This is a genomic window from Nocardiopsis sp. iso_237, assembly GCF_056173345.1.
On the sequence record NZ_CM149669.1, the window covers coordinates 3,847,368 to 3,873,096 of the forward strand.

General features: G+C 71.5%; 23 protein-coding genes and 1 CRISPR repeat array. Of the genes, 9 read left to right on the top strand and 14 right to left on the bottom strand.

The features are described 5' to 3' along the window. Positions 1–513: 513 nt before the first annotated feature. Positions 514–1,332, top strand: coding sequence for a peptidoglycan recognition protein family protein (locus AC0VYM_RS17685; protein ID WP_475453534.1), 819 nt, complete (start codon positions 514–516; stop codon positions 1,330–1,332). A 131-nt stretch (positions 1,333–1,463) separates the two neighbouring features. Further along, positions 1,464–2,468: direct repeats of the CRISPR family, unit length 29 nt; unit sequence CGGTCCATCCCCGCGTGCGCGGGGCTCAC. Between the two features lie 105 nt (positions 2,469–2,573). Here AC0VYM_RS17685 and paaI read toward each other — a convergent pair. The 10 genes from paaI to AC0VYM_RS17735 form a co-directional block, all read right to left on the bottom strand. Beyond that, positions 2,574–2,951, bottom strand: a complete 378-nt coding sequence (gene paaI, locus AC0VYM_RS17690; protein WP_475463088.1) for a hydroxyphenylacetyl-CoA thioesterase PaaI — start codon at positions 2,949–2,951, stop codon at positions 2,574–2,576. Positions 2,952–2,992: 41 nt separating this feature from the next. Beyond that, positions 2,993–4,096: a 1,2-phenylacetyl-CoA epoxidase subunit PaaE gene (gene paaE / locus AC0VYM_RS17695; RefSeq protein WP_475453536.1), complete on the bottom strand. Its 1,104-nt coding sequence runs from the start codon at positions 4,094–4,096 to the stop codon at positions 2,993–2,995. A 2-nt stretch (positions 4,097–4,098) separates the two neighbouring features. Beyond that, positions 4,099–4,605, bottom strand: coding sequence for a 1,2-phenylacetyl-CoA epoxidase subunit PaaD (gene paaD, locus AC0VYM_RS17700; RefSeq protein ID WP_475453538.1), 507 nt, complete (start codon positions 4,603–4,605; stop codon positions 4,099–4,101). Next, on the bottom strand, positions 4,599–5,477 hold the full coding sequence (gene paaC / locus AC0VYM_RS17705; protein ID WP_475453540.1) for a 1,2-phenylacetyl-CoA epoxidase subunit PaaC: 879 nt from the start codon (positions 5,475–5,477) through the stop codon (positions 4,599–4,601). The genes paaD and paaC overlap by 7 nt, the downstream gene beginning before the upstream one ends. Before the next feature lie 36 nt (positions 5,478–5,513). After that, complete coding sequence (gene paaB / locus AC0VYM_RS17710; protein ID WP_049568999.1) at positions 5,514–5,825, bottom strand: 1,2-phenylacetyl-CoA epoxidase subunit PaaB; 312 nt, start codon at positions 5,823–5,825, stop codon at positions 5,514–5,516. Beyond that, positions 5,822–6,787: a 1,2-phenylacetyl-CoA epoxidase subunit PaaA gene (gene paaA / locus AC0VYM_RS17715; RefSeq protein ID WP_475453543.1), complete on the bottom strand. Its 966-nt coding sequence runs from the start codon at positions 6,785–6,787 to the stop codon at positions 5,822–5,824. Before paaA ends, paaB begins: the two co-directional genes overlap by 4 nt. Before the next feature lie 107 nt (positions 6,788–6,894). Beyond that, on the bottom strand, positions 6,895–7,683 hold the full coding sequence (locus AC0VYM_RS17720) for an enoyl-CoA hydratase/isomerase family protein (protein WP_475453545.1): 789 nt from the start codon (positions 7,681–7,683) through the stop codon (positions 6,895–6,897). Further along, positions 7,680–8,564, bottom strand: coding sequence for a 3-hydroxyacyl-CoA dehydrogenase family protein (locus AC0VYM_RS17725; RefSeq protein ID WP_475453547.1), 885 nt, complete (start codon positions 8,562–8,564; stop codon positions 7,680–7,682). Before AC0VYM_RS17725 ends, AC0VYM_RS17720 begins: the two co-directional genes overlap by 4 nt. Further along, complete coding sequence (locus AC0VYM_RS17730) at positions 8,561–9,298, bottom strand: enoyl-CoA hydratase/isomerase family protein (RefSeq protein WP_475463089.1); 738 nt, start codon at positions 9,296–9,298, stop codon at positions 8,561–8,563. The genes AC0VYM_RS17725 and AC0VYM_RS17730 overlap by 4 nt, the downstream gene beginning before the upstream one ends. Positions 9,299–9,384: 86 nt before the next feature. Then, positions 9,385–10,620: a thiolase family protein gene (locus tag AC0VYM_RS17735; RefSeq protein WP_475453549.1), complete on the bottom strand. Its 1,236-nt coding sequence runs from the start codon at positions 10,618–10,620 to the stop codon at positions 9,385–9,387. A gap of 289 nt (positions 10,621–10,909) precedes the next feature. Between AC0VYM_RS17735 and paaK the strand changes: the two genes are divergently transcribed. Beyond that, entirely contained in the window at positions 10,910–12,268 is a 1,359-nt protein-coding gene (paaK, locus tag AC0VYM_RS17740) for a phenylacetate--CoA ligase PaaK (RefSeq protein WP_475453551.1), read from the top strand. A gap of 62 nt (positions 12,269–12,330) precedes the next feature. On the opposite strand, the gene AC0VYM_RS17745 is transcribed toward paaK, so the two are convergent. After that, complete coding sequence (locus AC0VYM_RS17745; RefSeq protein ID WP_475463091.1) at positions 12,331–13,104, bottom strand: AraC family transcriptional regulator; 774 nt, start codon at positions 13,102–13,104, stop codon at positions 12,331–12,333. Positions 13,105–13,193: 89 nt separating this feature from the next. Between AC0VYM_RS17745 and AC0VYM_RS17750 the strand changes: the two genes are divergently transcribed. Next, positions 13,194–14,000, top strand: coding sequence for a sulfite exporter TauE/SafE family protein (locus AC0VYM_RS17750; RefSeq protein ID WP_475453553.1), 807 nt, complete (start codon positions 13,194–13,196; stop codon positions 13,998–14,000). A gap of 50 nt (positions 14,001–14,050) precedes the next feature. Here AC0VYM_RS17750 and AC0VYM_RS17755 read toward each other — a convergent pair whose 3' ends face one another. Then, on the bottom strand, positions 14,051–15,478 hold the full coding sequence (locus AC0VYM_RS17755; protein ID WP_475453555.1) for a serine hydrolase domain-containing protein: 1,428 nt from the start codon (positions 15,476–15,478) through the stop codon (positions 14,051–14,053). Between the two features lie 28 nt (positions 15,479–15,506). Next, complete coding sequence (locus AC0VYM_RS17760) at positions 15,507–16,310, bottom strand: SAM-dependent methyltransferase (protein ID WP_475453557.1); 804 nt, start codon at positions 16,308–16,310, stop codon at positions 15,507–15,509. A gap of 252 nt (positions 16,311–16,562) precedes the next feature. Between AC0VYM_RS17760 and AC0VYM_RS17765 the strand changes: the two genes are divergently transcribed. Then, positions 16,563–17,336: a nucleotidyltransferase domain-containing protein gene (locus AC0VYM_RS17765; RefSeq protein ID WP_475453559.1), complete on the top strand. Its 774-nt coding sequence runs from the start codon at positions 16,563–16,565 to the stop codon at positions 17,334–17,336. 422 nt (positions 17,337–17,758) lie between these two features. Next, positions 17,759–18,733, top strand: coding sequence for a phosphatidylinositol-specific phospholipase C (locus AC0VYM_RS17770; protein ID WP_475453561.1), 975 nt, complete (start codon positions 17,759–17,761; stop codon positions 18,731–18,733). Between the two features lie 138 nt (positions 18,734–18,871). On the opposite strand, the gene AC0VYM_RS17775 is transcribed toward AC0VYM_RS17770, so the two are convergent. Next, entirely contained in the window at positions 18,872–19,573 is a 702-nt protein-coding gene (locus AC0VYM_RS17775; protein WP_475453564.1) for a GntR family transcriptional regulator, read from the bottom strand. A 117-nt stretch (positions 19,574–19,690) separates the two neighbouring features. Here AC0VYM_RS17775 and AC0VYM_RS17780 point away from each other — a divergent pair, with 117 nt between their 5' ends. From AC0VYM_RS17780 to AC0VYM_RS17795, 4 genes are all read left to right on the top strand, one after another. Next, entirely contained in the window at positions 19,691–20,857 is a 1,167-nt protein-coding gene (locus tag AC0VYM_RS17780) for an enolase C-terminal domain-like protein (RefSeq protein WP_475453566.1), read from the top strand. 173 nt (positions 20,858–21,030) lie between these two features. Beyond that, positions 21,031–22,722 carry an SLC13 family permease gene (locus AC0VYM_RS17785; protein WP_475453568.1) on the top strand — a complete coding sequence of 564 codons (1,692 nt, stop codon included), beginning with the start codon at positions 21,031–21,033 and terminating at the stop codon, positions 22,720–22,722. Positions 22,723–23,445: 723 nt separating this feature from the next. After that, complete coding sequence (locus AC0VYM_RS17790) at positions 23,446–25,203, top strand: hypothetical protein (protein WP_475453570.1); 1,758 nt, start codon at positions 23,446–23,448, stop codon at positions 25,201–25,203. Between the two features lie 293 nt (positions 25,204–25,496). Continuing rightward, complete coding sequence (locus tag AC0VYM_RS17795; RefSeq protein WP_475453572.1) at positions 25,497–25,724, top strand: hypothetical protein; 228 nt, start codon at positions 25,497–25,499, stop codon at positions 25,722–25,724. Positions 25,725–25,729: the final 5 nt, after the last annotated feature.

Sequence of the window (25,729 nt, forward strand, 5' to 3'; positions counted from 1 at the left end):
ATGTTCACGGGACTGTGGGAAACCCTTCTGCTCTCGTCTTGTTAGCGCTCACGCTCCGGACCGTCGGGGGGCGAGCATGCCGTCGACGAGCGTTGGGGCACTCGCCGTGGAGGCTGTCGGCGTGAACCCCGTCGAGTACCCGGGCCGAGATCCCGAACGCCATGCTCGCGACGGCGTTCAACCTGGCCGTCTTCGGTAACGCAGCCGTCGGCGCCTCATCGAAGGCAGCGGACCCGCCGCGCTCCTCGCGGTCACATCCAGCCGCAGACGTGCCTTCCCCAGACGCCAGAGGCGAGAGCTCGCGTGCGCGGACTCTCACTGTGCGGTGCTTTGCGAGGACCGGGACAGGTTCATCACCACGCCCGCCGGGCACCATTCCATCAAGGTGACCGAGTGCGTACGACCGGTTCCCGCCCCTGCCCCGTGGACTCCACGAGTAGCCGAGCCCCCGCAGCCGCCACAGCCCCGACCGCCGACCGGTCGGTATCCGCCATGTCCAGGAGGAGGCCCTCCGTGGCCCGACCCAGCAAGTACGTATCCCGGTCCGACCTGGGATGGGGGACGTCCCCAGCAGCGTCCGCCGATCCCCGGTCCGGTCTGGTCGTCCACTACGACAGCAGCAACCAGAACCTCGCCGACAAGGACCACTCCGCCTGTCTCACCTACTGGCGCAACACCCGCGCGTTCCACACCGGCCCCTCCCGCGGCTGGGTGGACATCGGCTACAGCTGGCTGGCCTGTGCCCACGGCTACGTCATCGACGGGCGCGGCCCCCGACGCGAGCAGGCCGCGCAGCCCGGTGGGAACCGGACGCACTACAGCGTGACGCTGGCGACCGGCCCCACCGACACCATCACCGACGCCCAGATCAACGCGGTCCGTGAGCTGCGCCAGTGGCTCGTGGACGACTACACCAACACGGGCACCGTGCTCGGGCACCGCGACTTTATCGCCACCTCGTGCCCCGGCGACCGGGCGTACTCCATGGTGCGCGACGGCACGTTCACCCAGGCCCCCGGGCCCATCACAGGAGGAGAAGGTTCGTTGCTCGGACTCAAGGAAGGCGACGGCCTCAAGCCCGGCGCCCCGGTAGAAGGCGTGAAGGCTGTTCAGCGACTGATCGTGGCCGCCGGGTTCGGCTCGACCCTCGACCCGGACGGCGTCGACGGCCGGTGGGGCCCGGCCACCTCGGAGGGTCTCCTCCAGGCCCGCAAGTACGTCGGTTCGGGCGTCACCTCGATCAAGTCCATGACCGGCGAGTCCTACGCACAACTGATCCGGGCCTGCGCACGCCGGGAAGCCGAGCGCGCCGTCGGTAGCCTGGACGTCTGATCTCCCCGCACCGGAGACCGTGACGGTCACCGCCCCCGGTGGGGTCGTGACCATCCACGAAGCCCGGTTCGGGCGCAGACCCCCAGACCGGGGTCTGCGCCCCCGCGCCCGCAGGGCTCACCTTGTTCCTAAGGCCCATCCCCGCGTGCGCGGGGCTCACTTCTGGCGAAGCACCGAGACTCCTGGGGCCAGCGGTCCATCCCCGCGTGTGCGGGGCTCACGAGCGGGTGGGCGCCTCGGGGTGGTCCGCGAGCGGTCCATCCCCGCGTGTGCGGGGCTCACGCGCCACAGCCACCACCGCGGGCCGCTGCCGTCGGTCCATCCCCGCGTGTGCGGGGCTCACCCCGGTGAGCCCGTGACGCTCGGGCTCTGGTTCGGTCCATCCCCGCGTGTGCGGGGCTCACGACGTGCTCGTAGATCGCGCACGTCACCTCGGCGGTCCATCCCCGCGTGTGCGGGGCTCACGCCACCCGTTCTCGCCGTACGTGGCCTCAATGCGGTCCATCCCCGCGTGTGCGGGGCTCACCGTCGTCTGATGCTCGGCCGGGGCACCACCTACGGTCCATCCCCGCGTGTGCGGGGCTCACACCCGGCGGGGGGTCGCGACGATGACGCACGCCGGTCCATCCCCGCGTGCGCGGGGCTCACCTGGTGGCCGTGGTCAGGTCCCTGCGGGGGCGCGGTCCATCCCCGCGTGTGCGGGGCTCACCGTTTCTACGACCCCACCGGCGCCCGCTTCGGCGGTCCATCCCCGCGTGCGCGGGGCTCACGCACTGAAATCACCTCCCGTACGTAGCTGCCGCGGTCCATCCCCGCGTGCGCGGGGCTCACGTCAAGATGCTGGCGATCGCCGCAGCGACCACCGGTCCATCCCCGCGTGCGCGGGGCTCACAGATCGAGGGGGAGTTCGTCACGGAAGCGCCTCGGTCCATCCCCGCGTGCGCGGGGCTCACTTCGAGAATCTGCCGTTCACCGCCCCCGACGTGGGTCCATCCCCGCGTGCGCGGGGCTCACGACGTAGAAGGGCATTCACCGGTCTGGAAAAACGGTCCATCCCCGCGTGCGCGGGGCTCACTCCGCGTCGAAGAGGACCACGTCCTCCCCCAGCGGTCCATCCCCGCGTGCGCGGGGCTCACACTTAACGACCTGCAACGACGCGGGCCGTTATCTCCGCTTGACCTTCGCAGGCGCACGTTGGTCACATGATGGCAGAGACCCAGCTCCTGAATCCTCCCCGAACTTCAACTCTTCTGGGGCAGGCTGCGGCTGCGGCCACGGAACTCCGCGACCACCTGATCTCCTCGGCGGACGGTGACGTCGTAGACGCCGCTGCGGCCGAACCGCACGCGTTCGACGGCGGTCGCCACCAGCAGATCCCCCTCCTTGGTGGGGGCCACGAAGGTCACGTCCGCGCCCGAAGCCACCGTGACGTCGCCGCCGTCCAGGTTGCACGCGCAGGCGAAGGCGGTGTCAGCGAGCGCGAACACGAACCCGCCATGGGTGATGTCGTAGCCGTTGAGCATCAGGGGCCCCACGACCATCTCCACCACCGCGTACCCGTCTCGGGCCTCGACCAGGCGCATCCCCAGTCCCTTGGAGGCCCGGTCGGCTTCGAACATCCGCCACGCGGTCTCGTTGCGCCCCTCGGACGCGGCGCCGCTCACGAGTCGAAGTCCACGGTGACGGTGTCGGTCTGCGGCAGCGACTGGCACGCCAGCGCGTATCCCGCCTCCACCTCGGCGGGGGTGAGCGCGTAGTTCCGGCGCATCCTCACCTCACCGTCACAGACCTTGACCCGGCAGGTCCCGCACACGCCGCCCTTGCAGGCGAACGGCAGATCGGGACGATAGCGCTGCGCGGAGTCCAGCACCGGCACGCCCTGGGGCAGGGTCAGCGTGGTGGTGCGCCCGTCCAGCACGACGGTGACCTCGCTGGCCGGGCCCTCGACCTCGGGGTCCTCGTGGCGGGCCTGGGGCGGCGGTTCGGCCCCTTCGACGAAGAACAGCTCCTGGTGCACGCGCTCGCCCTCGACCCCGTGGCGCGCCAGTACCTCCTGGGCGTCGGTGACCATGCCGTAGGGGCCGCACAGCCACCAGTGGTCGACCGCGTCGGCCGCGATGACGGTGGACAGCAGCGCCTCCAGCTTCGCACCGTCGAGACGGCCGGTGAACAGCTCCGACTCACGGGGTTCGCGGGAGAGCACGTGCACCAGCTCGAAGCGGGGCCCGAAGGAGTCCTTGAGATCAGCGATCTCGTCGGCGAACATCACCGTGTCACTGCGGCGGTTGCCGTAGAGGAGGGTGACGTGGGAGCCGGTCCGTCGCAGCAGCGAAGCGGCCATGGACAGGACCGGCGTGATCCCCGAACCGGCGGCCACGAGCACGTGGCGGGCGGCCCGGGTGAGGTCGGGGCTGAACCTTCCGGTGGGCACTCCCACCTCGATCTCCTGGCCCGGCTCGACCTCGCGGACCAGCCAGCTGGAGAAGAGCCCCCCGGCGACCAGGCGCACGCCCACGCGGGGCTTCTCCCCCACGGCGGAGCAGATGGAGTAGCTGCGCCTCTCCTCGACGCCGTCGACCTCGCGGCGCAGGGTCAGGGACTGGCCCGGTGCGAAGGCGAACTCCTCGACGAGGTGGTCGGGGACGTCGAAGGTGACCGCGACGGCGTCGTCGCACAGGCGCTCGACGTCGGCCACGCGCAGCCGGTGGAACGCTGCGCGGCCGCGCAGCGGCACCCCGGCGGTCTCGGTGACGGGTGTGGACACGGTCAGATCTCCTTGACGTGCTCGAACGGTTCGAGGCAGGACCGGCAGCGGTGCAACGACCTGCACGAGGTCGCGCCGAACCGGGACAGTTCCTCGGTGTCGGCCGCACCGCACAGCGGGCAGCTTGGGACGGTACGGGTGGGCATCAGGGTGAGCGGGACGGGCCCCGCCGGACGCCTGGGTGCCCCACCGGGGGGCGAGATGCCGTGCTCGGTGAGTTTGCGCCTGCCCTCGTCGGTGATCCAGTCGGTGGTCCAGGCCGGGGAGAGCGCGGTACGCACCTCCACCTGGTCGAACCCGGCGGCGCGGACGGCGCGGTCCACGTCCACGCGCATCTCCGTCAGAGCGGGGCACCCCGAGTAGGTGGGGGTGATCCACACGGCGGCGGTGCCGTCCTCCTGGATGGCGACCTCGCGCAGGATGCCGAGGTCAGAGAGGGTGAGCATGGGGAGTTCGGGGTCGGTGACCGAGGCGGCCGCCTCCCACAGGCGCTGTCGGGTGCCTACCATGTCGCCTCCGGGTGCTCCCGGGCCACGCGCTGGAGCTCCTCCAGCAGCGGGGCGAGGTGTTCGGTGTGCTCGCCGTCGCGTCCGGCCACTCCCTGACGGGGGAAGGGTCCGGGGGCGGGCAGGGTGGCGGCGGTCAGGACCTGGGTGAGGACCTCGTGGACCTCGTCGCGCACGGCGGCCGGGTCCACGGCGACGCCCTGGGCGGTCAACGCCGCTTCGAGGGGGTGGGTGGCGAACAGTTCGCCGGTGAGCGGCCACACGTCGGACACGGCGGTGCGCAGGCGTTCGTGGGAGTACGGGGTGCCGTCCCCCAGGCGCAGGGCCCACGCCACGGCGTACTCGCGGTGGTAGGCCAGCTCGTTGACGCCCTTGGCGGCGATGGCGGCCAGTACCGGGTCGGCGCTGTCAGCGAGCCGGGTGAACACGGCCAACCGCCAGGAGGAGAGGACGAGGAGTGTGGCGACGGCGCGGGCGAAGTCGCCGCGCGGGGCCTCGGTGAGGTGCACGTTGCGGAACCGCGCGGCGTCCCGGTGGTAGGCGAAGGCGTCCTCGTCGCGGCCGGTGCCGTCGGCCTGTCCGGCGCGGGCCAGCAGGAGGCGGGCCTGGCCGAGCAGGTCGAGGGCGATGTTGGCCAGCGCGACCTCCTCCTCCAGTTCGGGGGCGTCGGTCACCCACTGGACGAGGCGCTGCGACTGGATGAGTGCGTCGTCGCCGAGCATCTCGCAGTAGGCCGCCAGGTCCGCGCCGTCGACCCCGGCGGGCAGGGTGGTGTCCACGCCCGCGAGCGCCTCGGTGAAGCCGGTGCCGAAGGCCCAGCGGGCGTCGCCGTCGTGCTCCTCGGTGAGTCCGGTGAAAATGTTCTCGCCACTCATGCTTGTCCTTGAAGAGTCGTGCCGACCGTGGTCCCCCTAGATGTGCGGGACGTCCTCGGGGATGGGGTAGAAGGTCGGGTGGCGGTAGACCTTGTCACCGCTGGGCTCGAAGTAGGGGTCCTTCTCGTCCGGGCTGGAGGCCGTGACGTCCTCCGCGAGCACCACCCAGATGCTCACCCCCTCGTTGCGGCGGGTGTAGAGGTTGCGGGCGTTGTGCAGGGCCATGGTCGCGTCGGGGGCGTGCAGCGAACCCACGTGCACGTGGTTGAGGCCGCGCTTGCCTCGGACGAAGACCTCGTAGAGGGGCCACTCGGGGCGGGCCGGGGTGGCGTCGTCGTTCCTGCTCATACCGTGGCCTCCTGCTGCTTCCTGGCGTAGGCGGTGGCGGCCTCGCGGACCCACGCGCCCTTCTCGTGCGCGGCGCGTCTGCGGGAGACGCGTTCGGCGTTCTTGGGGCCGTCGCCCTTGATGACCTGCTTGAGCTCGTCCCAGTCCGGGGTGCCGAAGTCGTGGTGACCGCGTTCGGAGTTCCAGACCAGTTCGGGGTCGGGCAGGGTGACGCCCAGCTTCTCGGCCTGCGGAACGGTCATGTCGACGAACCTCTGGCGCAGGTCGTCGTTGGTGTCGATCTTGATGCCCCAGGTCATGGACTGCTGCGTGTTGGGCGAGTCGGCGTCGGGCGGGCCGAACATCATCAGGGACGGCCACCACCAGCGGTCGACGGCGTCCTGGACCATGCGGCGCTGGCCCTCGGTGCCCTCCATCATGCGCATGAGGAGTTCGTAGCCCTGCCGCTGGTGGAAGGACTCCTCCTTGCAGATCCGCACCATGGCGCGGGCGTAGGGACCGAAGGAGGTGCGGCACAGCGGGACCTGGTTGCAGATGGCGGCGCCGTCCACCAGCCACCCGATGACGCCGACGTCGGCGAAGCTCAGCGAGGGGTAGTTGAAGATCGAGGAGTACTTCTGGCGGCCCTCGATGAGCCGCTCGGTGAGGTCGTTGCGGTCCACGCCGAGGGTCTCGGCGGCCGCGTACAGGTAGAGGCCGTGCCCGGCCTCGTCCTGGACCTTGGCCAGGAGGATGGCCTTGCGGCGCAGGCTGGGCGCGGAGGCGATCCAGTCACCCTCCGGCTGCATGCCGATGATCTCGGAGTGCGCGTGCTGGGAGACCTGGCGGACGAGGGTCCTGCGGTAGGCCTCGGGCATCCAGTCGCGCGGCTCGACGCGCTGGTTGGCGGCGATCCGGGCGTCGAACTCCGCCTGGAGCGCCTCGTCGGCGCCGGGGGGCGCTTCCTGGGCCGTGGTCGGCATTGATCCATCCCCATTCATAACCGAACGTTCGGTCAGTAATTAGTATCCCCGGACGCGGGGGCCGGGCGCAAGTCCCCGGACCCCCGCGATCAGCTGGGCGGGGCCCGCTACTGACCGGTGAAGGTGGGCTTCTGCTTGTTCAGGAAGGACGAGACCGCACCGACGTGGTCGGCGGTCACCCCGAGCTGGTTCTGGAGGTCGGCCTCCTCCTCCAGCAGCTCGGGCAGGTCGCTCTGGCCGTCAGCCGCCGAGCGCACCTCGTGCTTGGCCGCCACGAACGCCGCGGTGGGCCCCGAGGCCAGCCCGACGGCGACCTCGCGGGCGCGCGCCTCCCAGTCCTCGTCGGCCACGACCTCGGTGACCAGGCCGAGTTCCAGGGCCCGCTCGGCGCCGAACACCGTGCCCAGGAGCATCAGCTCCATCGCGCGCGCCTGTCCCAGCGAGCGCACCAGCCGGTGGGCCAGACCGGAGTCCGAGGCCAGGCCGATCCCGGTGAACGCGGTGCCGAACTTGGCCCTGCCGGCCGCCACGCGCACGTCACCGGCGAGGGCGAACCCCAGGCCGGCGCCCACGCAGGCGCCACCGATCCCGACCACCACCGGCACCTGGATGCTCTCCAGGGCCAGCACGATCCGGTTGTAGTGCTCGCGCACCGTGCTCAGCGCCTGGCCCGGGGTCTCCTCCAGGATCCGCGCGTGTTCCGCCAGGTCCTGGCCCAGGCAGAACGCCCGGTCCGACCCCAGGAACAGCACCGCGCGGGCAGTGGTCGACTCCGCCGCCCGGGTCACCGCCTCCAGCAGCTCCTCCTTGGCCCGCCGGGTCAGCCCCGGACGGTGCAGCCTGACGGTGGCGACCCCGTCGACCTCGACGAACTCCGCGGCCCTGTCCTCGCTCACGCCTTGTCTCCCTTGTCCCAGAGGTGGAATCCCTCGCCGCTCTTGCGGCCGAGTCTGCCCTCGGCGACCTTACGGCGCAGGAGGTCCGGGGGCGAGAACCGGTCCCCCAGTTCGCTCGCCAGGTGCTCCGCGATGGCCAGGCGCACGTCGAGTCCGACCAGGTCGGTGAGCCTGAGCGGGCCCATGGGGTGGCGGTAACCGAGTTCCATCGCGGTGTCGATGTCGGCGGGCGAGGCCACGCCCTCCTCGACCATGCGGATGGCCTCCAGGCCCAGCATCACGCCGAGGCGGCTCGTGGCGAACCCGGGAGAGTCCCGGACCACGATCTCCGTCTTCCCGAGCGCGGCGACCCAGCCGCGCACCGTCTCCAGGACGGCGGGGTCGGTCTCGGGCGCGGTCACGATCTCCACCAGCTTGGAGGCGGGGACGGGGTTGAAGAAGTGCGTGCCCAGGAACCGGCCGGGGCGCCTGAGCGCGGCGGCCAGGTCGGTGACCGACAGCGAGCTGGTGTTGGAGGCCAGGACGGTGTCCTCGCTGACGGCGGCCTCAGCGGCGGTGAGCACCGCGATCTTCAGCGCGGGCTTCTCCGGGACGGCCTCGACGACCAGCCCGGTGTCGGCTGGGAGGTCCGAGGCGTCGGTGACGGCGCTCAGGCGGGCCAGGTAGGCGGCGGGCTCGGCGTCGATCCGACGGCGGTCACGGGCCCGGTCGAGCCCGGCGGCGACCCGCCCGAGCCCGGCCTCGGCGGCCTCTGAGGTGGCCTCGACCAGCACCACGCTCGCCCCGGCCGTGAGGAACTGCTGGACGATCCCGGCTCCCATGGTGCCGCCGCCGATGACGGCGACGGTGCCGGGAACGCCCTGCGGGGTGATCTCGCTCAACGCTTCTTCCTCTCCAGGAAACGGGTCATGCGGTCGTGCTTGTCGGCGCTCTCGAACAGGACCGCCTGCGTGAGGTCGTCGGCCAGGGGGTGCACGCCCTGGGCGTCCAGCACCAGCTTGGTCATCCGCAGCGCCGTGGCCGAGGAAGCGGCCATCCGGTCGATCACGGCGTGCGCGCGCTCGCGCAGCTCCTCGGAGGGGGCGATCTCGGCCACCAGACCGTGGCGCAGCGCGGCGTCGGCGTCCAGGCGGAACCCGCCCAGCAGCACCTGCTTGGCCACCGAGGCGCCCACGAGCTCCTTGAGCCGCCAGCAGGCCCCCGCCCCCGCGATGATGCCCAGACCCGGCTCGGGCTGGGCGAACACGGCGGTGGGGGTGGCGATCCGGATGTCGCAGGCGTAGGACAGTTCGGCGCCGCCGCCCAGGGCGAACCCGTCGACGGCGGCCACGGTGGGGGTCCGGAGCCGGTGCAGGCGTTCGAACAGGCGGCTGTTGATCCCGGCCAGTGCCTCCTCACGGCCGCGTTCGCGCAGTTCGGAGATGTCGGCCCCACCCGCGAACACGGTGCCGTGGCCGGTCAGGAGCAGGGGTCGAGGGTCGGCCTCGATCCGGGCGCACACCTCGTGCAGCTCCGCGATCATCCGTCCGTTGATGGCGTTACGGGCCTCGGGGCGGTGCAGCTCGACCACCACGCGGTCCTCGCGCCAGTCGACGCGCAGGGTCTCGAAGTCCATGCTCGGGCCGTCCTCGTTCGGGGTCGGGGCGCCGCCGGTCCGTTCGGAGCCTGACGGGTGGGGGGCGGACGGGTCAGGGGCGGGGGTCACGGGCGCTCCACCAGCAGGGCGGTGCCCTGACCCACACCCACACACAGGGTGGCCAGTCCGCGCCGGGCGTCCTCGCGCTCCATGCGGTTCATCAGCGTGACCACCAGGCGGGCGCCGGAGGAGCCCAGCGGGTGGCCCAGGGCGATCGCGCCGCCGTCGGCGTTCACCCGGGACTCGTCCAGGTCGAGCTGGCGCAGCACGCCGAGTGACTGGGCCGCGAAGGCCTCGTTGAGTTCGACCGCGCCCACCTCGTCGAGTGCCCATCCGGCCCGGTGCAGGACCTTGCGGGTGGCCGGGACCGGACCGAGCCCCATGACCTGCGGGTCCACCCCGGCCGAGGCGGAGGCGACGACGCGGGCGCGCGGGGTCAGGTCGTAGCGGCGCACGGCGTCGGCACTGGCCAGGACCAGTGCGGAGGCTCCGTCCGAGAGCGAGGAGGAGTTGCCCGCGGTGACGATGCCGCCCTGACGGAAGACCGGGCGGAGCTTGGCCAGGCTCTCCATGGTGGAGCCGGGGCGCGGCCCCTCGTCCTCGGTGACCTCGTGGGTCTGGCCCTTGCGGCCGTGGACCGTGACGGGGACGATCTCGTTCCGGAACCGGCCCGCCTCGGCGGCGGCCACGGCCCGCTGGTGGCTGCGTAGGGCGAAGGCGTCGCTCTCCTCGCGGGTGGTCCCCTCCAGGGCGGCGACCTCCTCGGCGGTCTCGCCCATCGACAGCGTGTAGCGCAGTTCGTCGGGGGTGGCGTCCGGGGACGTCTCGGCGTCGGCGGCGGCGAAGCGGGGGTTGGTGAAGCGCCAGCCCAGGGAGGTGTCGGCGACCTCGCCCGGCTTCGCCCAGGGGGTGCCGGGCTTGGCCATCACCCAGGGGGCGCGGGTCATGGACTCCACTCCCCCGGCGACCACGAGGTCGGCCTCGCCCGCCCGGATCGCCTGCGCGGCGGAGGCGACGGCGGTCAGTCCGCTGGCGCACAGCCGGTTGACCGTGTAGCCGGGGACCGTGGAGGGCAGCCCGGCCAGCAGGGTCGCCATCCGGGCGACGTTGCGGTTGTCCTCACCCGCCTGGTTGGCCGCGCCGAGGATGACCTCGTCCACGTCCTCTCCGGGGACCCCGGCGCGCCGGACCGCCTCGGCCACCGCCCGGGCGGCGAGGTCGTCGGGACGGACGGCCGCGAGGACGCCCCCGTACCGGCCCTGGGGGGTGCGGACCCCGTCGACCACGTAGACGTCGCTCACGAACGGCCTCCCTTGTTGGCTACGGTGGCCTGTGCCACCGTCCTGTGTGAACTCTTCAACACGTCTCCTTGACACGGCCACGCGGAGACTGAGTAAATGCATTAGTAACCGAACGTTCGGTCAGTAAGCAAGTCGGCTCCCTCCGCGGACCGACGAAGACCCACCTCAGCGCGGTTGGACCGCCGGAAAGCGTGCCGCGGCATCGTACGGCGGCCCCGCCCCTCCTCTGGGGACGACCCGTCCGAACCCGGCCCGGCGGAAACCCCGTGCACAGTACCCGGAGAGGCCCATGGCAAGCCAGGACACCACCACGCATTCGGCCGGTACTGCCCTCCAGCGGCGCCTCGGGCAGGCCCCGGAGCCCGGTTCCCTGGACGCGGCCGAGCGCATGAGTGTCGACGAGCTGCGCTCCCTCCAGTTCGAGCGCCTGCGCTGGACCCTGGAGCACGCCTACACGAACGTGCCCCTGTACCGGCGCAAGTTCGACGAGGCCGGGGTACGCCCCGAGGACCTCAGATCGCTTGAGGACATCGCCCTCTTCCCGCACACCACCAAGGCCGACCTGCGCGACAACTACCCGTTCGGGATGTTCGCGGTGCCCCAGGAACAGGTCAGCCGCATCCACGCCTCCAGCGGCACCACCGGCAAGCCCACCGTGGTCGGCTACACGCGCGAGGACATCGACACCTGGGCCACCGTGGTGGCGCGCTCGATCCGCGCCTCCGGCGGGCGCCCCGGGCACAAGGTGCACGTCTCCTACGGCTACGGCCTGTTCACCGGCGGCCTCGGCGCCCACTACGGCGCGGAGAAGCTGGGCTGCACGGTCATCCCCGCCTCCGGAGGGCAGACCGCCAAGCAGGTCCAGCTCATCCAGGACTTCCGGCCCGAGATCATCATGGTCACCCCGAGCTACATGCTGACCCTGCTGGACGAGTTCGAGCGCCAGGGCATCGACCCGCGGACGACCTCGCTCAGGGTGGGGATCTTCGGCGCCGAACCGTGGACCGAGCGGATGCGCCTGGAGATCGAGGAGCGCTTCGACATCAACGCCGTGGACATCTACGGCCTCTCCGAGGTGATGGGCCCGGGTGTGGCCAACGAGTGCGCGGAGACCAAGGACGGTCTGCACGTGTGGGAGGACCACTTCCTCCCCGAGGTGCTCGACCCCGTCACCCAGGACGTGCTGCCGGACGGCGAGAACGGTGAGCTGGTCTTCACGTCGCTGACCAAGCAGGCCATGCCGATCATCCGCTACCGCACCCGTGACCTGACCACCCTGCGCCCGGGCACGGCCCGTCCGATGCGCCGGATGGACAAGATCACCGGCCGTAGCGACGACATGATCATCCTGCGCGGAGTCAACGTCTTCCCGACCCAGATCGAGGAGATCGTGCTGGGCCTGGACGGGCTCGCCCCGCACTTCCAGCTGGTGCTCACCAAGGAGGGCCGCCTGGACCGCATGTCCGTGCGCGTGGAGGCCGCCCCGGACTGCACCACCGACCGGCGTACCGTCCTGAGCAGGGAGATCACCGCGACGATCAAGGACCGCGTCGGCGTCAGCGTCACCGTGGACGTGGTCGACCCGGAGCAGATCGAGCGTTCGGTCGGCAAGTTCCGCCGCATCATCGACCGACGCCCGAAGGAGTAGGCCGCCGCACGGAGTCCCCGGGGCCCGGAGCCACGGGGACTCCCGCGGTGCGCACCGCCCGACTACGAGGCGGCGGCGGAGCGGTAGTCCCGGGGACTGGTCCCCAACAGGCGCGCGAAGACCGCGGAGAACGCCGCCGGGCTGTCGTAACCGAGGTCCGAGGCGACCCGCGCGACCGCCGCGCCCCGGGCCAGCGGGGGCAGGGACCGCAGAACGCACGCCCGCTGCCGCCACCGGGCGAAGCCCATCCCGGTCTCTGCCCGGAACAGCCGGTTGACCGTGCGCTCACTCACGTGCAGCCGTGCCGCCCAACGCGCGAGCGGGTCGTGGACGCGGGGAGCCTCCAGGAACTCCTCGCACAGGACGCGCAGCCCCTCGTGGCGCGGCAGCGGCAGGTCCAGCGGCAGCGGCACCAGCCCCCGGAGTTCGTGGAGGAGGAGTTCGACCAGGGCGGCGTCCCGCCCGTGGCGGTCGTGGCGGGGGTCGACGTCCACCGCCGCCATCAGCAGCTCGCGCAGCAGCGCGGACACCTCCACCACCTGGCACCGGGCGGGGAACCACGGCACGGCGGCCGGTTCCACGTACAGGCTGCGGGTGCTCACCCCCTCCATCGTCACCTCGTGGTCGGTTCCGGCGGGCACGAGCACCGCCCGCTGCGGCGGCACGGTCCACGCGCCGTCGTCGGTCACCACCCGCATCACACCGGTGGCGCCGTACAGGAACTGCGCACGGCGGTGCCGGTGCCGGGCCAGGACGAACCCGGGCGGGTAGTCGGTGCCGATGGCCAGCACAGGACGGTCGATGTGGTCCACTTCGGAGACCGGGACGTTGCGCACGGACACCGACGCTACCCTGTCCGGTACGCGATCGTTCCTGTCCTTTCATCGAATGCGCGCCAGCGGTCCGTCTCCCTACCGTGGTGCGGGTGCTCACCTCGATCCTCGTTTTCCTGGCCCTGGGCTGCCTGACCGGAGTCACCACGGTCGTGTTCGGCTTCGGCGGCGGCTTCGTGACCGTTCCGGTCGTGTACGCCGTCACCCTGGCCCGGGCCGAACCGGGGGTGGACGCCATGGCGGTGGCCGTGGCCACCTCCACCGCCGTCATGGTGGTCAACTCCCTGGGCGCCACCTGGGCCCAGTACCGTGCCGGGCGCCTGCGCCGCGCGCACCTGTGGCCCCTGGCCGCCCACATCGGGCTCGGCTCCGCCGTGGGGGCGTTGGCGGCCACGGCGGCGGGCGGCGCGGTCCAGCACGCCCTGTTCGTGGTCTACCTGGCGGTGACCATCGTCGACAGTGTGCTGCGCCGGGGCTTCCTCACCCCGTCGCCGGGGACCGCGCCCCGGGTCCCGCGTCCGGGGCCGACCCGGGCGGTGGGGCTGGGCATCGGCGCCGTCACCGGGTTCCTGGGAGTGGGCGGCAGCGTCATGACCGTGCCCCTGCTGCGCCGACGCGGGCTGCCCATGGGCGAGGCCACCGCGATGGCCAACCCGCTCACGGTGCCGGTCGCGCTGGCGGGGACCCTGGTCTACGCGCTGTGGGGAACCGGCGGCGGGGGAACCGACCAGGGGCATGTGGGTTCGGTGGACCTGGTGGCCGGGGCGCTGCTGCTGGCCGGGTCCCTGCCCACCATCGCCGTGGTCCGCCGCCACGTGGGGAGGATCCCCGACCGCGCGCACGCCGTGTCGTACGTGGTCCTGCTGGCGGTGGTACTGGTCGTGTTCCTGGTGCTGTGAACGGGCCAGGGTGGGGGCTCCCGGTGGCCCCGGGCACGGGTACGGGTACGTCAGCCGCTCCCGACGGGGACGCGGGGAACCGCCCTCCCGCCCAGGTACAGGTACTCCTCCCCCGTCTCCAGAGTGTGAATCCGTACCGGCACCCAGGTGCGCCGACCCTCGGGGCGGAACGCGAACTGTCCCTCCGTGCCCCCGGCGGGCAGGAGCGGCCACTCCCCGACCGGATCGGGACCGACTCCGGGCAGCGGAGCCCGGTCGATCATCCTCAGGGTCCGCCGCTCCCCCTCGCCCAGGATCTCCAGGCGCTGGGCCGCGTTCTCGTAGGCGGCCGAGACCGGCGCCCCGTCGTCCCCGGATCCGGAAGCGGCGTCCGGTTCGGTGTCGGGAGCCAGGGGCGGCGGGACCCGCACGTCCGTGAGTTCGCGGAACACCTCCCCGTACAGCTCCTGGTAGAGGTCGCGCGTCCGGCCGCCGTTGGTCAGGAGCACCACCGCGAACCCGGCCTCGGGAAGAAGCCGCAGGAACGCCGACTGACCGACGGTGTTGCCGTCGTGGCCCAGCAGCCGCCGCCCGTCCCAGCCGAAGCGGATCCAGCCCAGCCCCCAGGAGTCCCCCAGGGTGTGCGGATCGGGCAGGGTCACCTCGTGACCGCCCATCGCTCGGGCCGAGGCCTCGGAGAGCACCCGGTCCCCCTCGGCGCCGAGCCCGCCGCGCAGGTGGGCGGCGGCGAAGCGCAGGACGTCCCCGGCGTTGGCCAGGACGGTTCCGGCGGGTCCCATCGATCTGGGGATGCCCCACACCGGGGCCGTCTCGGGGGCGGGCAGACCCTCCACGTGCCCGACGGCCGCCCCGTGGAGCAGGGCCTCCTCCGGAAGAGTGCAGGCGCGGGTCATGCCCAGGGGGGCGAAGAGCCGCGCTCGTACCGCCTGGTCCCAGGTGAGGCCGGTGAGCCTCTCGACGATCCGGCCCAGCAGCACGTACCCGGCGTTGCAGTAGGAGAAGGCGGCGCCCAGGGGGTGCACTAGCTCCGTGTCTCCCAGCAGGGCGACGTAACGCTCCAGTGCGTCGTCACCGCGCCCGGTGTCGGTGAAGACGTCCCCGTTGATCCCGCTCGTGTGGTTGAGCAGGTGCCGCACGGTCACCCGCCGGGTCGGGTCGGGCAGCCGGAGTTCGGGCAGCGGATCGGTCACCGGCGTGTCCGGGGTGAGCAGGCCCTCGTCCACGAGTCCCATGACCACGGTGGCGGTCAACACCTTGGTGACGGACCCGATCTGGAAGACCGATCCCGTGTCCACGGAGTGCCCGGTCGTGGCGTTGAGGACCCCGTGGGCGACCTCGACCGCCTCATCGTCCGCCGCGTCGGCTCCGGTCCGCAGGAGGCCGAGCTGGGCCCCGGGGACCCCGTGGCGTTCGCAGAGGGCGGCCAGCCGCGCACGCCAGCGCTCGGTGTCGATCGGTGTGCGCGGTCGGTCGGCCACGGGATCCTCCGGGGGTGGGGTGGGTCGGTCAGGCCTTGCGGGCCACACCGCCGTACTCGGCGACCGGGCGGAGCGTGCCCACCTCGGTCGGTCCCGGCCGCCACAGCGAGCAGGACACCACGCCCGGCTCCAGCAGTTCCAGGCCGTCGAAGAGCCCCTCGATCTCCGCCGCCGTGCGGATGGTGATCTTGGGGGTGCCCTTCTCGTTCCACGCGGCGGCCACCTGGTGGGCGCGTTCGTGGTCGATGTCGTCGGTGGGGTGCGAGACCACCAGGTAGCTGCCGGGGGCGAGCGCGTCCAGCAGCCGGTCCAGGATCGCGCGCACCTCGGCGTCGTCGGCCACGAAGTTGACCACGCCGAGCAGCAACAGGGCCACCGGCTGGTCGAGGTCCAGGGTCTTGGCGGCCGTGGCCAGGATGGAGTCCGGGTCGCGCAGGTCGGCGTCGACGTAGTCGGTCACGCCCTGGTCGGAGCCGGTGAGCAGGGCTCGGGCGTGGGTGAGCACCAGCGGGTCGTTGTCCACGTAGACCACGCGGGAGTCGGGCGCCACCGACTGCGCCACCTCGTGGGTGTTGTTGTGGGTGGGCAGACCCGTGCCCACGTCCAGGAACTGCCGGATCCCCTCCTCGCGTGCCAGGTGGGTGACGGCGCGGACGAGGAAGGCGCGGTCGGCGATCGCGTTGTCGACGATCTCGGGGAAGAACGAGCGGATCTGTTCGCCCATCTCGCGGTCGACGGGGTAGTTGTCCTTGCCGCCGAGCCAGTAGTTCCAGATCCTGGCGTTGTGGGGGACGGTGGTGTCGATCCTGGCTTCGGTGTTCTCGGGGGGCACGGGTCCTGCTCTCCACTGCCGGGCCCGGCCGGTGCCGGGCGGGGTACGGGACCAGCTAAACGGACGCCGGGCGTGCCCGGCAAGAACCTTGGGCCCTGGTTTGGCGGGAAATCGGTGTTTTGTTGTCTCCAGTACGCCCATGAGCCCTCTGATGCGGGCTCGCATCGGGTGACAGGCACCGAAAACGGTTCGTGGTCCCCTCCGCCGCCCCGATAGGTTGCGCAGCACGACCCACCGAACCGGGAGGCCCAGGTGAAGCACTCCAGCGAGGAGTTCGCCCGTATCGCCGCACGGGGCACCGTCCTGCGGTGCCAGGTCGGCTCCGTCGTCCACGGCCTGAACCTGGAGGGGCAGAACGACCGCGACGAGATGGGCATCTGCGTCGAGCCGCCCGAGTACGTCATCGGCCTGCGCGCCTTCGAGCAGTTCATCCTCCGCGACCAGGGCGAACATGTCCGCTCCGGTCCCGGCGACCTGGACCTCACCGTCTACTCCCTGCGCAAGTGGACCCGCCTGGCGCTGGAGGGCAACCCCACCGTCCTGCTGCCGCTCTTCGTCCCCGAGGACGAGATCGTCACCCTCACCCCCGTCGGCCGCGACCTGCGCGCCAACGCCCACCGCTTCCTGTCCCGGCGCGCGGGCGAGCGCTTCCTCGGCTACCTGCGCGCCCAGCGCGATCGCATGGCGGGCACCCGGGGCGGCAGGCACACCAACCGTCCGGAGCTGGTCGAGAGGCACGGCTTCGACACCAAGTACGCCTACCACATGGTCCGGTTGGGCCTCCAGGGCGTGGAACTGATGGAGTCCGGCGGCATCACCCTGCCCATGCCCGAACCCGACCGGAGCTGGCTGCTGGGACTGCGCCGGGGCGAGCACACCCGTGATGAGGCCCTGGAACGGGCCGGGGAGCTGGAGAGCCGCCTGGAGGACCTGTGCCGGGCCTCCCACCTGCCCGCGGCACCCGACACGGGCTGGGCGGACCGCTGGCTGGTCCGGACCTACCAGCGGTTCTGGAACGAGAGCTGAACCACGCTGGTCAGAGCGGCCACCCGACGCGGCGTCCCCGCGACGGAGAGATAGGGTGATGCACCGAAGAGGTAACATGCCGCGCCCGAGACTCCGGGTGTCCCGGTGTGCCGGGCGCCGGGGAAACGGCCACGGTGCCCGGGGGACGACACAGTGAAGGAAACACCATGATCGGAACGATCGCGTTCGTGCTCATGATCGTCAGCCTGTCCATGATGATCATCTCCGGTCTCATCGCGACCCTCGTGAAGACGCGCTAGGGCCGGACGTCCCAGCACCGGGTTGACGGGTGCGCCGTACGGGCGCCCGTCACCCGCCCTCCGCCGACGGCGCGGGGAAGGGGGGATGCCAACGGAGCCGCCGCGTGGCAGGGTGAAGGCGGCCCGTTCCCGGGGCCGCACCCCCGCTCACGAAGGACCCCCATGCTCACCCTCCCCACCGCCGCCGTGGCGCTCCCCCGACGTTCCGGGCCGGTCCTGGCGGCCCTCCTCCTCACCGGTTCGCTCCTGTCCGCGCTCTCGCCCGCCGCCCCTGCCGCCGCCGAGGAGAACCCGTCGGCGTCGCGCGCCGCGTGGATGGCCCCGATCCCCGACGGCACCAACCTGGCGGCGCTGTCCGTCCCCGGCACCCACGACACCGGGGCCTGGACCGGCTCCGTGTTCTCGCGCACGCAGGACCTGACCCTCTCCGAGCAGCTCGGTTCCGGGGTGCGCTTCCTCGACGTGCGCACCCGCCACTACCGGGACGCCTTCCCCATCCACCACGGTGTCGAGTACCTGAACCTCAACTTCACCGACGTGGTCACCGACGTCGGCGCCTTCCTCGACGCGAACCCCTCCGAGACCGTGCTCATGCGGATGAAGAAGGAGCACACCGAGGAGGAGAACACCCGGAGCTACGAGGAGACGCTGAACCACTACATCGAGGAGAACCCGGACACCCGGGACGTCCTGACCGAACGCCTGTGGGTGCCGGAGCAGGGCGCGGACCGCGTCCCCGACCTCGGTGAGGTCCGGGGCCGCATCGTCATCGTGCAGGACTTCTCCGCGTCCCGGGACTACGGCGTGCACTGGAACGGCTCCTCCCTGGACATCCAGGACGACTACCGGGTGCCCACGCTCTTCGACGTCCCCGCCAAGTGGGAGAAGGCCCGCGACCACTTCGAGCGGACCGCCGCGGGCGCCGACGACGTCCTGTTCGTCAACCACCTCAGCGGCAGCGGCGCCCCCTGGGCCAACCCGCGTGAGGTCGCGTGGGGCGCGTTGGGCATCCGGGGCGTGAACCCCCGCGCGGTGGACCACCTGCGTCCGGTGGCGGCTCCCCGCACGGGTGTGGTGGTCATGGACTTCCCCAGCCAGGAACTGACCGACCTGGTCATCGCGCACAACCCGGGCTGAGCCGTTCGCGGAGGGGCCGCCGATGCGGATCCCCCCGTGGGTGCCCACCCGGTCGTGCCCGGGTCGTTCGTGCCGAGCGACCCGGGCGCGGTCCGCGTCGACGGCCCGTCGGGCGAACGACTTCCCGAAGGGGGGATCTCAGGTCGATCGCGCGGCGATGGGGTGGTAGGCGCGTTCCAGTCCCCCGAGGACGTCCGTGACCACGGCCCCGAGGCTGTTGCGGATGTGCGAGCGCACCAGGGCGGCGGCGGCCGCGCCGTCGCCGGCGATGACGAGCTCCAGGATTCTGTGGTGCTGTTTCAGGTCGATGGTGCGCGGCTCCGCGCCCGCGGGCAGCTCCAGGCCGATCCGCCGGTACCGGTCGGCCTTGTCCCACAGGTCGTCCAGCTGTCTGACCATCACGTTGTTGTGGGAGGCGGCGTAGATCGCCCGGTGGAAGGCCCGGTGCGCCGTGATGGCGTCCTCGCCCCAGGTGCGGGTGACCGGCAGGAGTTCGTCGGCGGCCGCCCGCATCGCGGCGATCTCCCTCTCCGTCCTGCGGAGAGCGGCGAGCTCCGTGGCCGACGGTTCCAGTGAGAAGCGGACCTCCAGCAGTTCGCGCGCTTCGGAGGCGCTCATGGGCGCCACGCGCACGTCACGGTGAGCGTCCATCACGACCCATTCCTCGCTGACCAGTCGTCTGATCGCCTCACGCAGCGGAGTGATGCTCATCCCCAGCTCCTCGGCCAGTGCGTACTGCGACAGGCGCGACCCCGGGGCGAGCTCGCCGGAGGTGATCCGGCGGCGCAGTTCGGTATAGGCCAGCCCGCCCTTGCTGGAGAAGGCGTTCTCGCTGGTCATCGTGACCTCTCTCACAGAAATTTCCCTCACGGGCTTGTGACCCCCGTCTCATGCAGCTTAGACTCCGCCCCGTACTTATAAGGGTCTTATAAGTCGTTGTACGGCAGAAGGAAGTTCATGAGAATCGTTTCCGCCCACGTCGGCACCATCCCCATCAGCTCGTCGATGCGCAACGCGTACATCGACTTCAGCAAGATGGACTGCACGATCCTGGCCCTGGTCAGTGACGTGGTGGTCGACGGCAGGCCCCTGGTGGGCTACGGCTTCAACTCCAACGGGCGCTACAACGCCACGGCCATCCTGAACGAGCGTGTGCTCCCGCGGTTGCGGAACGCCACGGCGGACGAACTGCTGGACGAGCACGGTGAACTCTCACCCGCCCGTGCGTGGGACGTCATGATGCGCAACGAGAAGCCCGGTGGACACGGTGAACGCTCCGTCGCCGTCGGCGTGGTGGACATGGCGCTGCACGACCTCGCCGCCAAGGCCGCGGGGGTGCCGCTGTACCGGTGGATCTCCGATCACTACGGTGACGGCGACCCGGACCAGGACGTCTTCGTCTACGCCGCCGGTGGCTACTACGCTCCCGGCAAGACCCTGGGGGACCTGCAGGACGAGATGCGCGGCTTCCTCGACGCCGGGTACGAGATCGTCAAGATGAAGATCGGCGGCGCCGACCTGGCCGAGGACCTCAGGCGCATCGAGGCGGTCATCGACGTCCTGGGCGGTGACGGGTCCCGCCTGATGGTGGACGTCAACGGGAAGTTCGACCTGCGCACCGCCCTGGACTACGGCCGGGCCATCGAGCCGTACGGCCTCTTCTGGTACGAGGAGGTCGGGGACCCGCTGGACTACGGACTGAACGCGACGCTGTCGGAGCACTACCGCAATCCCATCGCGACCGGGGAGAACCTGTTCTCGTTGCAGGACGCCCGGAACCTGATCCGCTACGGGGGCATGCGCCCGGACCGCGACTTCCTCCAGGTCGACCCGGCGCTGAGCTACGGACTCACGGAGTACCGCCGGGTCCTGGACATGCTCTCCCTGCACGGCTGGTCCTCCCGCCGCTGCGTCCCGCACGGCGGGCACCAGTTCTCGCTGCACATCGCCTCGGCCCTCAAACTCGGCGGCAACGAGTCCTACCCCGGGGAGTTCCAGCCCACGGGCGGCTTCACCGACGACGCGGTGATCACCCGCGGCCGTGTGGCGCCGGGCGACCTCCCGGGCATCGGGCTGGAGGGCAAGGCGAAGTTCCACGAGGTCCTCCGGGGCCTGCACGACTAGCCGTCCGACCGATGGCGCACGGGACACGGGCGCCCGTTCCCGCCAGCACGCCCGGCTGCTCCGAGGCGACGTGCCAGGGCCCCGGTCCCCCGCACCACCGATGACCGTCCGAACCCCCGAACCGACCTCCTGCGGCAGGTCGAGCCGAGCCGAAGACCAGAGAAGGTGCAGCAATGGCACACTCCCATCCGCATTCCCTGTGGGGAAGCCTGTGGGATTCACACCGGCAGATCAAGGAGCTACTGACGTTCTCGAGGCGCGGGACGCCTCGGCGGACGGAGCTGGTGGCGTCAACCGCGGGCGCGGGCGGGGACAGCGGTCCCGCCGAGGCCGAGGGAGGGGCCGAGGCCTCGGAAGCGGCCGAAGGGCCCGACGGCTCCGATCCCGGGTACACGCCCGCCCGGGTCATCGGCCTGGTCCTCGGGCCGCTGCTGTTCGTGCTGACGCTGCTGTTCTTCCACCCCGAGGGGCTCTCCCCGGAGGGTCGGGCGGTCCTCGCCACGACTCTCTGGGTCGCGACGTGGTGGATCACCGAGGCGATTCCCATCCCGGTCACGTCCCTGCTCCCCATCGTGCTGCTGCCGCTGTCCGGCGCGCTGGACGGGGACGCCGTGGTCTCGGCCTACGGCAACGACATCATCTTCCTCTTCCTAGGCGGGTTCTCCATCGCGATCGCCATGGAGAAGTGGAACCTCCACCAACGCATCGCCCTCACGATCGTCTCGGCCATCGGTACGAGTCCGCGCCGCATCGTCCTCGGCTTCATGGTCGCGACGGGCTTCCTGTCGATGTGGGTCTCCAACACGGCCGCCACGATGATGATGATCCCGGTCGGGCTGGCGGTCGCCTACCAGGCCGCCCGTTCGCTGCGGGGCGGGGAGTACGCCGACGACCTGCCGAAGTTCGAGAAGTCCATGGTCTTCGGCATCGGATACGCGGCCACCATCGGAGGCCTCGGGACGCTGATCGGCACACCACCGCTCGCCATCCTCGCGGCGACCTCCAGTGAACTCTTCGGGCAGAGCGTCTCGTTCGGCGGATGGATGTTGTTCGGCGTCCCGATCGCCGTCGCCCTCCTCGCCTTCACCTGGTTCTACCTGACCGGCGTCCAGTTCAGGGTCCGGTTCAAACACCTTCCCGGCGGAAAGGAGATCATCCGGAGGGAGAGGAGGGCCCTCGGCAGGACGTCCACCGAGGAGCGGATCGTGTTCGCCGTCTTCCTCGCCGCGGCGTTCATGTGGGTGACCCGCACCTTCCTCTGGGAGGACCTCCTCCCGGGCATCAGCGACGGTGTGATCGCGATCGCCGCCACGGTGGCCCTGTTCACGCTGCCGACCAGCGGCGGCAGGGACAAGAGGATCCTCCAGTGGGAGGACTCGAAGAGGATCCCCTGGGGCATCCTCCTGCTGTTCGGCGGCGGCCTGGCCATCGCGGCCGGGTTCGTCGAGACCGGCCTCTCCTCATGGATCGGGACGCAACTGCGCACGCTCGACGGGATCAGCGTGGTGCTGATCATCGTCATCGCCACCGCGCTCGTGCTGTTCCTCACGGAGATCACCTCGAACGCCGCGACGGCGACGATGATCCTCCCGGTCATGGCCGCCTTCGCGATCTCGCTGAACATTCACCCGTACGCGTTGATGGTCCCCTGCGCGATGGCCGCGAACTGCGCGTTCATGCTCCCGGTGGGAACCCCGCCGAACGCGATCATGTTCGGCACGGGGAAACTGTCGATCATGGAAATGGTCAGGGTCGGTTTCTGGGTGAACTGGGTCGCCCTCGCCCTCATCGTCGGGGGCGCCCTCTATGTACTGCCGTGGCTGTGGGGAATCGACCTGATGACCCTTCCCCCCGCGTTCCAGTGACCGGGCGGGCCCTCTCCCTGGTCCGAACGGCCAGGACACCGTGGCCACGAACGGTCCTCTGACCGACACCGTCGTCCCCGCCGTGGTCGAGGCCGCGTCGGACACGACACGACGGCCTTCCGAGCGTGCTCGACCGCCCTTTCCGGGCTCCTTCGACCACGCTCGGAAGGCCGCGGACACGTCCCCGAAGGGTGTGGACTCCCGTCCACGAGGACCTTCCACCCCGCAGTACGGCGGGGACCCGGCCGACCGCACACCTGGGCGCGGGCCGTGCGGGCCGCTGGCGGTGACGAACACCGTGCCGCTCCCGGGGCTCGACCATCCGCCGACCGCTCCACCACCGCGCGTGCCCGTGTGATCCGCGGCCGGGGGGGGCCGTTTCCGGGCACGACTCGGGTGGTCGCCGGTGCGGATCACCCGTCCACCGCGTTCCGCACCGGCGGTCACGCGGGTCCAGAGTACGGACTCGTCCCCCGTCCTCGTGCGTGAATTCGGCAAGTTTCTCGGGTGGATCACACACCCGAGAGCCGCACCTTTATGTCGTAGATTTCTTGTTTGCGCGGCTTGTCTACCTGAAGTTCGGAATCCCCGTCGTTGATCGGTGAATATTTCCGGCCTATCGGACACGAATTCTCGTTCGGGTGAACCCGCCGCGACGCTTTCCCTAGGCTCGCTCCGAAATACCCCCTGTCTGAGGAAGCTCCCCTTCCGCCTAGGAGTGTCATGCCCCCGACACCGGAGACCGCTCTCCCGCGCAACCCCTACCGGAACCTGGTCCTGCTCGCCCTGGCCACGCTCTCCGGGCACGGCGACTCCCCCGGCCTGCTGGAGGACGCCCACCGGCTGGTGACCGGGGCTCTGCCCCGCGGCCGCCGCCATCCGCGTCCCCACGAGTACGCGAGGACCCGCCGCCGGGTTCTGCGCAGGTCTCTCCGCCCCCGGAGCTGGCACCCCCGCGGCCAGGCGGGGCTACGGGTCTCCCCGGTGGACGGGGTCGGCGGTGAGACACGCTCCCTGGAGGCGCTCGACGGGCTGGACGCGCCCGCCCGCGCCGCCTACACCCTGATGCGGCTGGAGTCACTGGACACGCGGGCCGCCACCGGCCTCCTCAGGTCCGTCGGGGTCCGGGACCCGGCCGCCGCCGTGGAACGCGCCCGGCGGGCACCGTCCGCCCCGCTCCTGCCCGACCCCACGGTGGTGCGGGTGAGCGGCCGGGGATCGTGGCTGCACCGGCGCGGACTGGTGGCTGGTACAGGCGCCCTGGTCCTGGTGGTGGCCGCCCTGGGACTCACCACCGCCGATCCCGGCGGTGGGACGAGCTCCGCCACCCTCACGGCCGCCCCGCCCCGCCTCGCCTCCGCCACCGCACCGGACACCTGGCGGGAGAGCTTCCGGCTGGACCTGAACGCCTGGCACCCCCGGGGCGCTGCCGTGGAGGACGACGCGCTCCTCCGACGGGCGCTGACGGCCTGGTCGGAGCAGGAGTCCCACGAACGGGGACTGCCGCCCGGTGCGCCCCGGGTGCTGTTCGCGGGCGCGGTGGCCGACCGCGAGGTCGTCCTTCTGCACGACGGCCCGCGGGTCGCGCGCTACACGCGACGGGACGGGGCGGGAACGGAGCTGGTCGAGGTCTTCGCGGAACCCGCGAACGGAGTGGCCAACTGGCCCGCCCTGCGCCTCGCCGACACCGGCGAGGGAACCCACTACCTGCTCCCGCCGTGGGTGACGGAGGCCGCCACCGCCCCGCTCGGGAACACCGACGCCGACTGGTCCGACGTGCGTCTCCAGGACGGGGTGACGGAGGCCCTGCCCACCGGCGGGTACTGCGGCGTCGGCCCGGTGCTGCGCCTGCGCGCCCCCGAGGTGGCGCACGGCGAACCGTACTCGGCCATCGACCTGGGCGGGCTGGACACCGCCCACCTGGGGTACATGCCGCCCCCGCCCGCGGAGATCAGGCGGCTGGGCCCGCACGAGGTGCTGGACGCGGAGCGCGGCTTCGACCTGTGGGGCGACCTGGCCTGTGCCGGTGGGGCTCCGGAGGAGCCGGTACGCACCGCGACCGCGTGGGAGTTCGCGGTCCAGGAACTGCCCGGCGGCGGCGAGGGCCGCTGGACCTGCGTGCGCTTCGGCGGACACGACGGCGGCGGGCTGGCCCGCGCCGTACTGGTCACGCGGACCGACGAGGGCACCGGAGCCGTGGTGGCCGGGGAACGCGAGGGTGGCTGGGACTGCAGCAACCTCAACCGCCAGGTGGCCGCGGGCACGTGGTGGCGGGACGACGACAGCCGGTGGCACTACCTCGCCGCCGCCTCCCGCGAGGCCGCCTCCCTCACGGTGGAGGGCGGCGCCGAGGGCGCGGCCGGGGACGGTGAGAGCGTGCTGGCGGTCAGGGGCCCGCGTTCGGAGGAGCCTCCGGGCGCGGAGGTCGAACTGACCGCCCTCGACGCGCACGGCGGGGAGATGACCGTCCTGTCACGCTGAGGCCGAACGCCGCCTCGTACCCGGATTCGGGCTCCGAACAACGGGTCATGAGTCACATCCCCGGCCTGTGGCCGCTTCTGGCCACACTCACATGCGTATGCACGTGCAACTGCACCGTCGGTGATATCACTGGGTACAGAGTCCCCCAATCCGGACGGGTAGCCAGGGGGTCGCGAACCGGGTGTTCCAGGTCGGGTTCGCTTTGCCGCGAACCTCCCGGGATCCCACGGCGCGGCCGTCCTGGAGCCGGATCGGATCCGCTGTCGGCCACGCGCTGTAGTTAGGGTGAACGCATGTCGATTTGGGCGCGGGGAGACCGTACGGGGCGTGTCGGGGAGGCCCTCCTGATGCTGGAGGGCCAGGGCATCATCGACGGGCTGGAGATCCTGCCCGCCGAGGAGAAGCCCTACCGGGTGCGCGTCCCCGCGGGGATCGTGCACATGGACGAGGACGAGGCCTCCATGTTCGCTTTCGGAGCGGTCGTCGGCTCCTTCGGCAAACTGGCCCGACAGCCGGCCTGACGCCT

What these genes read in the sequence shown, in the direction of transcription:
- AC0VYM_RS17790 (WP_475453570.1), top strand. Translation starts at nt 23,446, where the DNA reads ATGCCCCCGACACCGGAGACCGCTCTCCCGCGCAACCCCTACCGGAAC.
- paaI (WP_475463088.1), bottom strand. Translation starts at nt 2,951, where the DNA reads ATGTTCGAAGCCGACCGGGCCTCCAAGGGACTGGGGATGCGCCTGGTC.
- paaA (WP_475453543.1), bottom strand. Translation starts at nt 6,787, where the DNA reads ATGCCGACCACGGCCCAGGAAGCGCCCCCCGGCGCCGACGAGGCGCTC.
- paaB (WP_049568999.1), bottom strand. Translation starts at nt 5,825, where the DNA reads ATGAGCAGGAACGACGACGCCACCCCGGCCCGCCCCGAGTGGCCCCTC.
- AC0VYM_RS17785 (WP_475453568.1), top strand. Translation starts at nt 21,031, where the DNA reads ATGGCACACTCCCATCCGCATTCCCTGTGGGGAAGCCTGTGGGATTCA.
- AC0VYM_RS17795 (WP_475453572.1), top strand. Translation starts at nt 25,497, where the DNA reads ATGTCGATTTGGGCGCGGGGAGACCGTACGGGGCGTGTCGGGGAGGCC.
- paaC (WP_475453540.1), bottom strand. Translation starts at nt 5,477, where the DNA reads ATGAGTGGCGAGAACATTTTCACCGGACTCACCGAGGAGCACGACGGC.
- AC0VYM_RS17780 (WP_475453566.1), top strand. Translation starts at nt 19,691, where the DNA reads ATGAGAATCGTTTCCGCCCACGTCGGCACCATCCCCATCAGCTCGTCG.
- AC0VYM_RS17775 (WP_475453564.1), bottom strand. Translation starts at nt 19,573, where the DNA reads ATGACCAGCGAGAACGCCTTCTCCAGCAAGGGCGGGCTGGCCTATACC.
- paaD (WP_475453538.1), bottom strand. Translation starts at nt 4,605, where the DNA reads ATGGTAGGCACCCGACAGCGCCTGTGGGAGGCGGCCGCCTCGGTCACC.
- paaK (WP_475453551.1), top strand. Translation starts at nt 10,910, where the DNA reads ATGGCAAGCCAGGACACCACCACGCATTCGGCCGGTACTGCCCTCCAG.
- AC0VYM_RS17770 (WP_475453561.1), top strand. Translation starts at nt 17,759, where the DNA reads ATGCTCACCCTCCCCACCGCCGCCGTGGCGCTCCCCCGACGTTCCGGG.
- AC0VYM_RS17730 (WP_475463089.1), bottom strand. Translation starts at nt 9,298, where the DNA reads ATGGACTTCGAGACCCTGCGCGTCGACTGGCGCGAGGACCGCGTGGTG.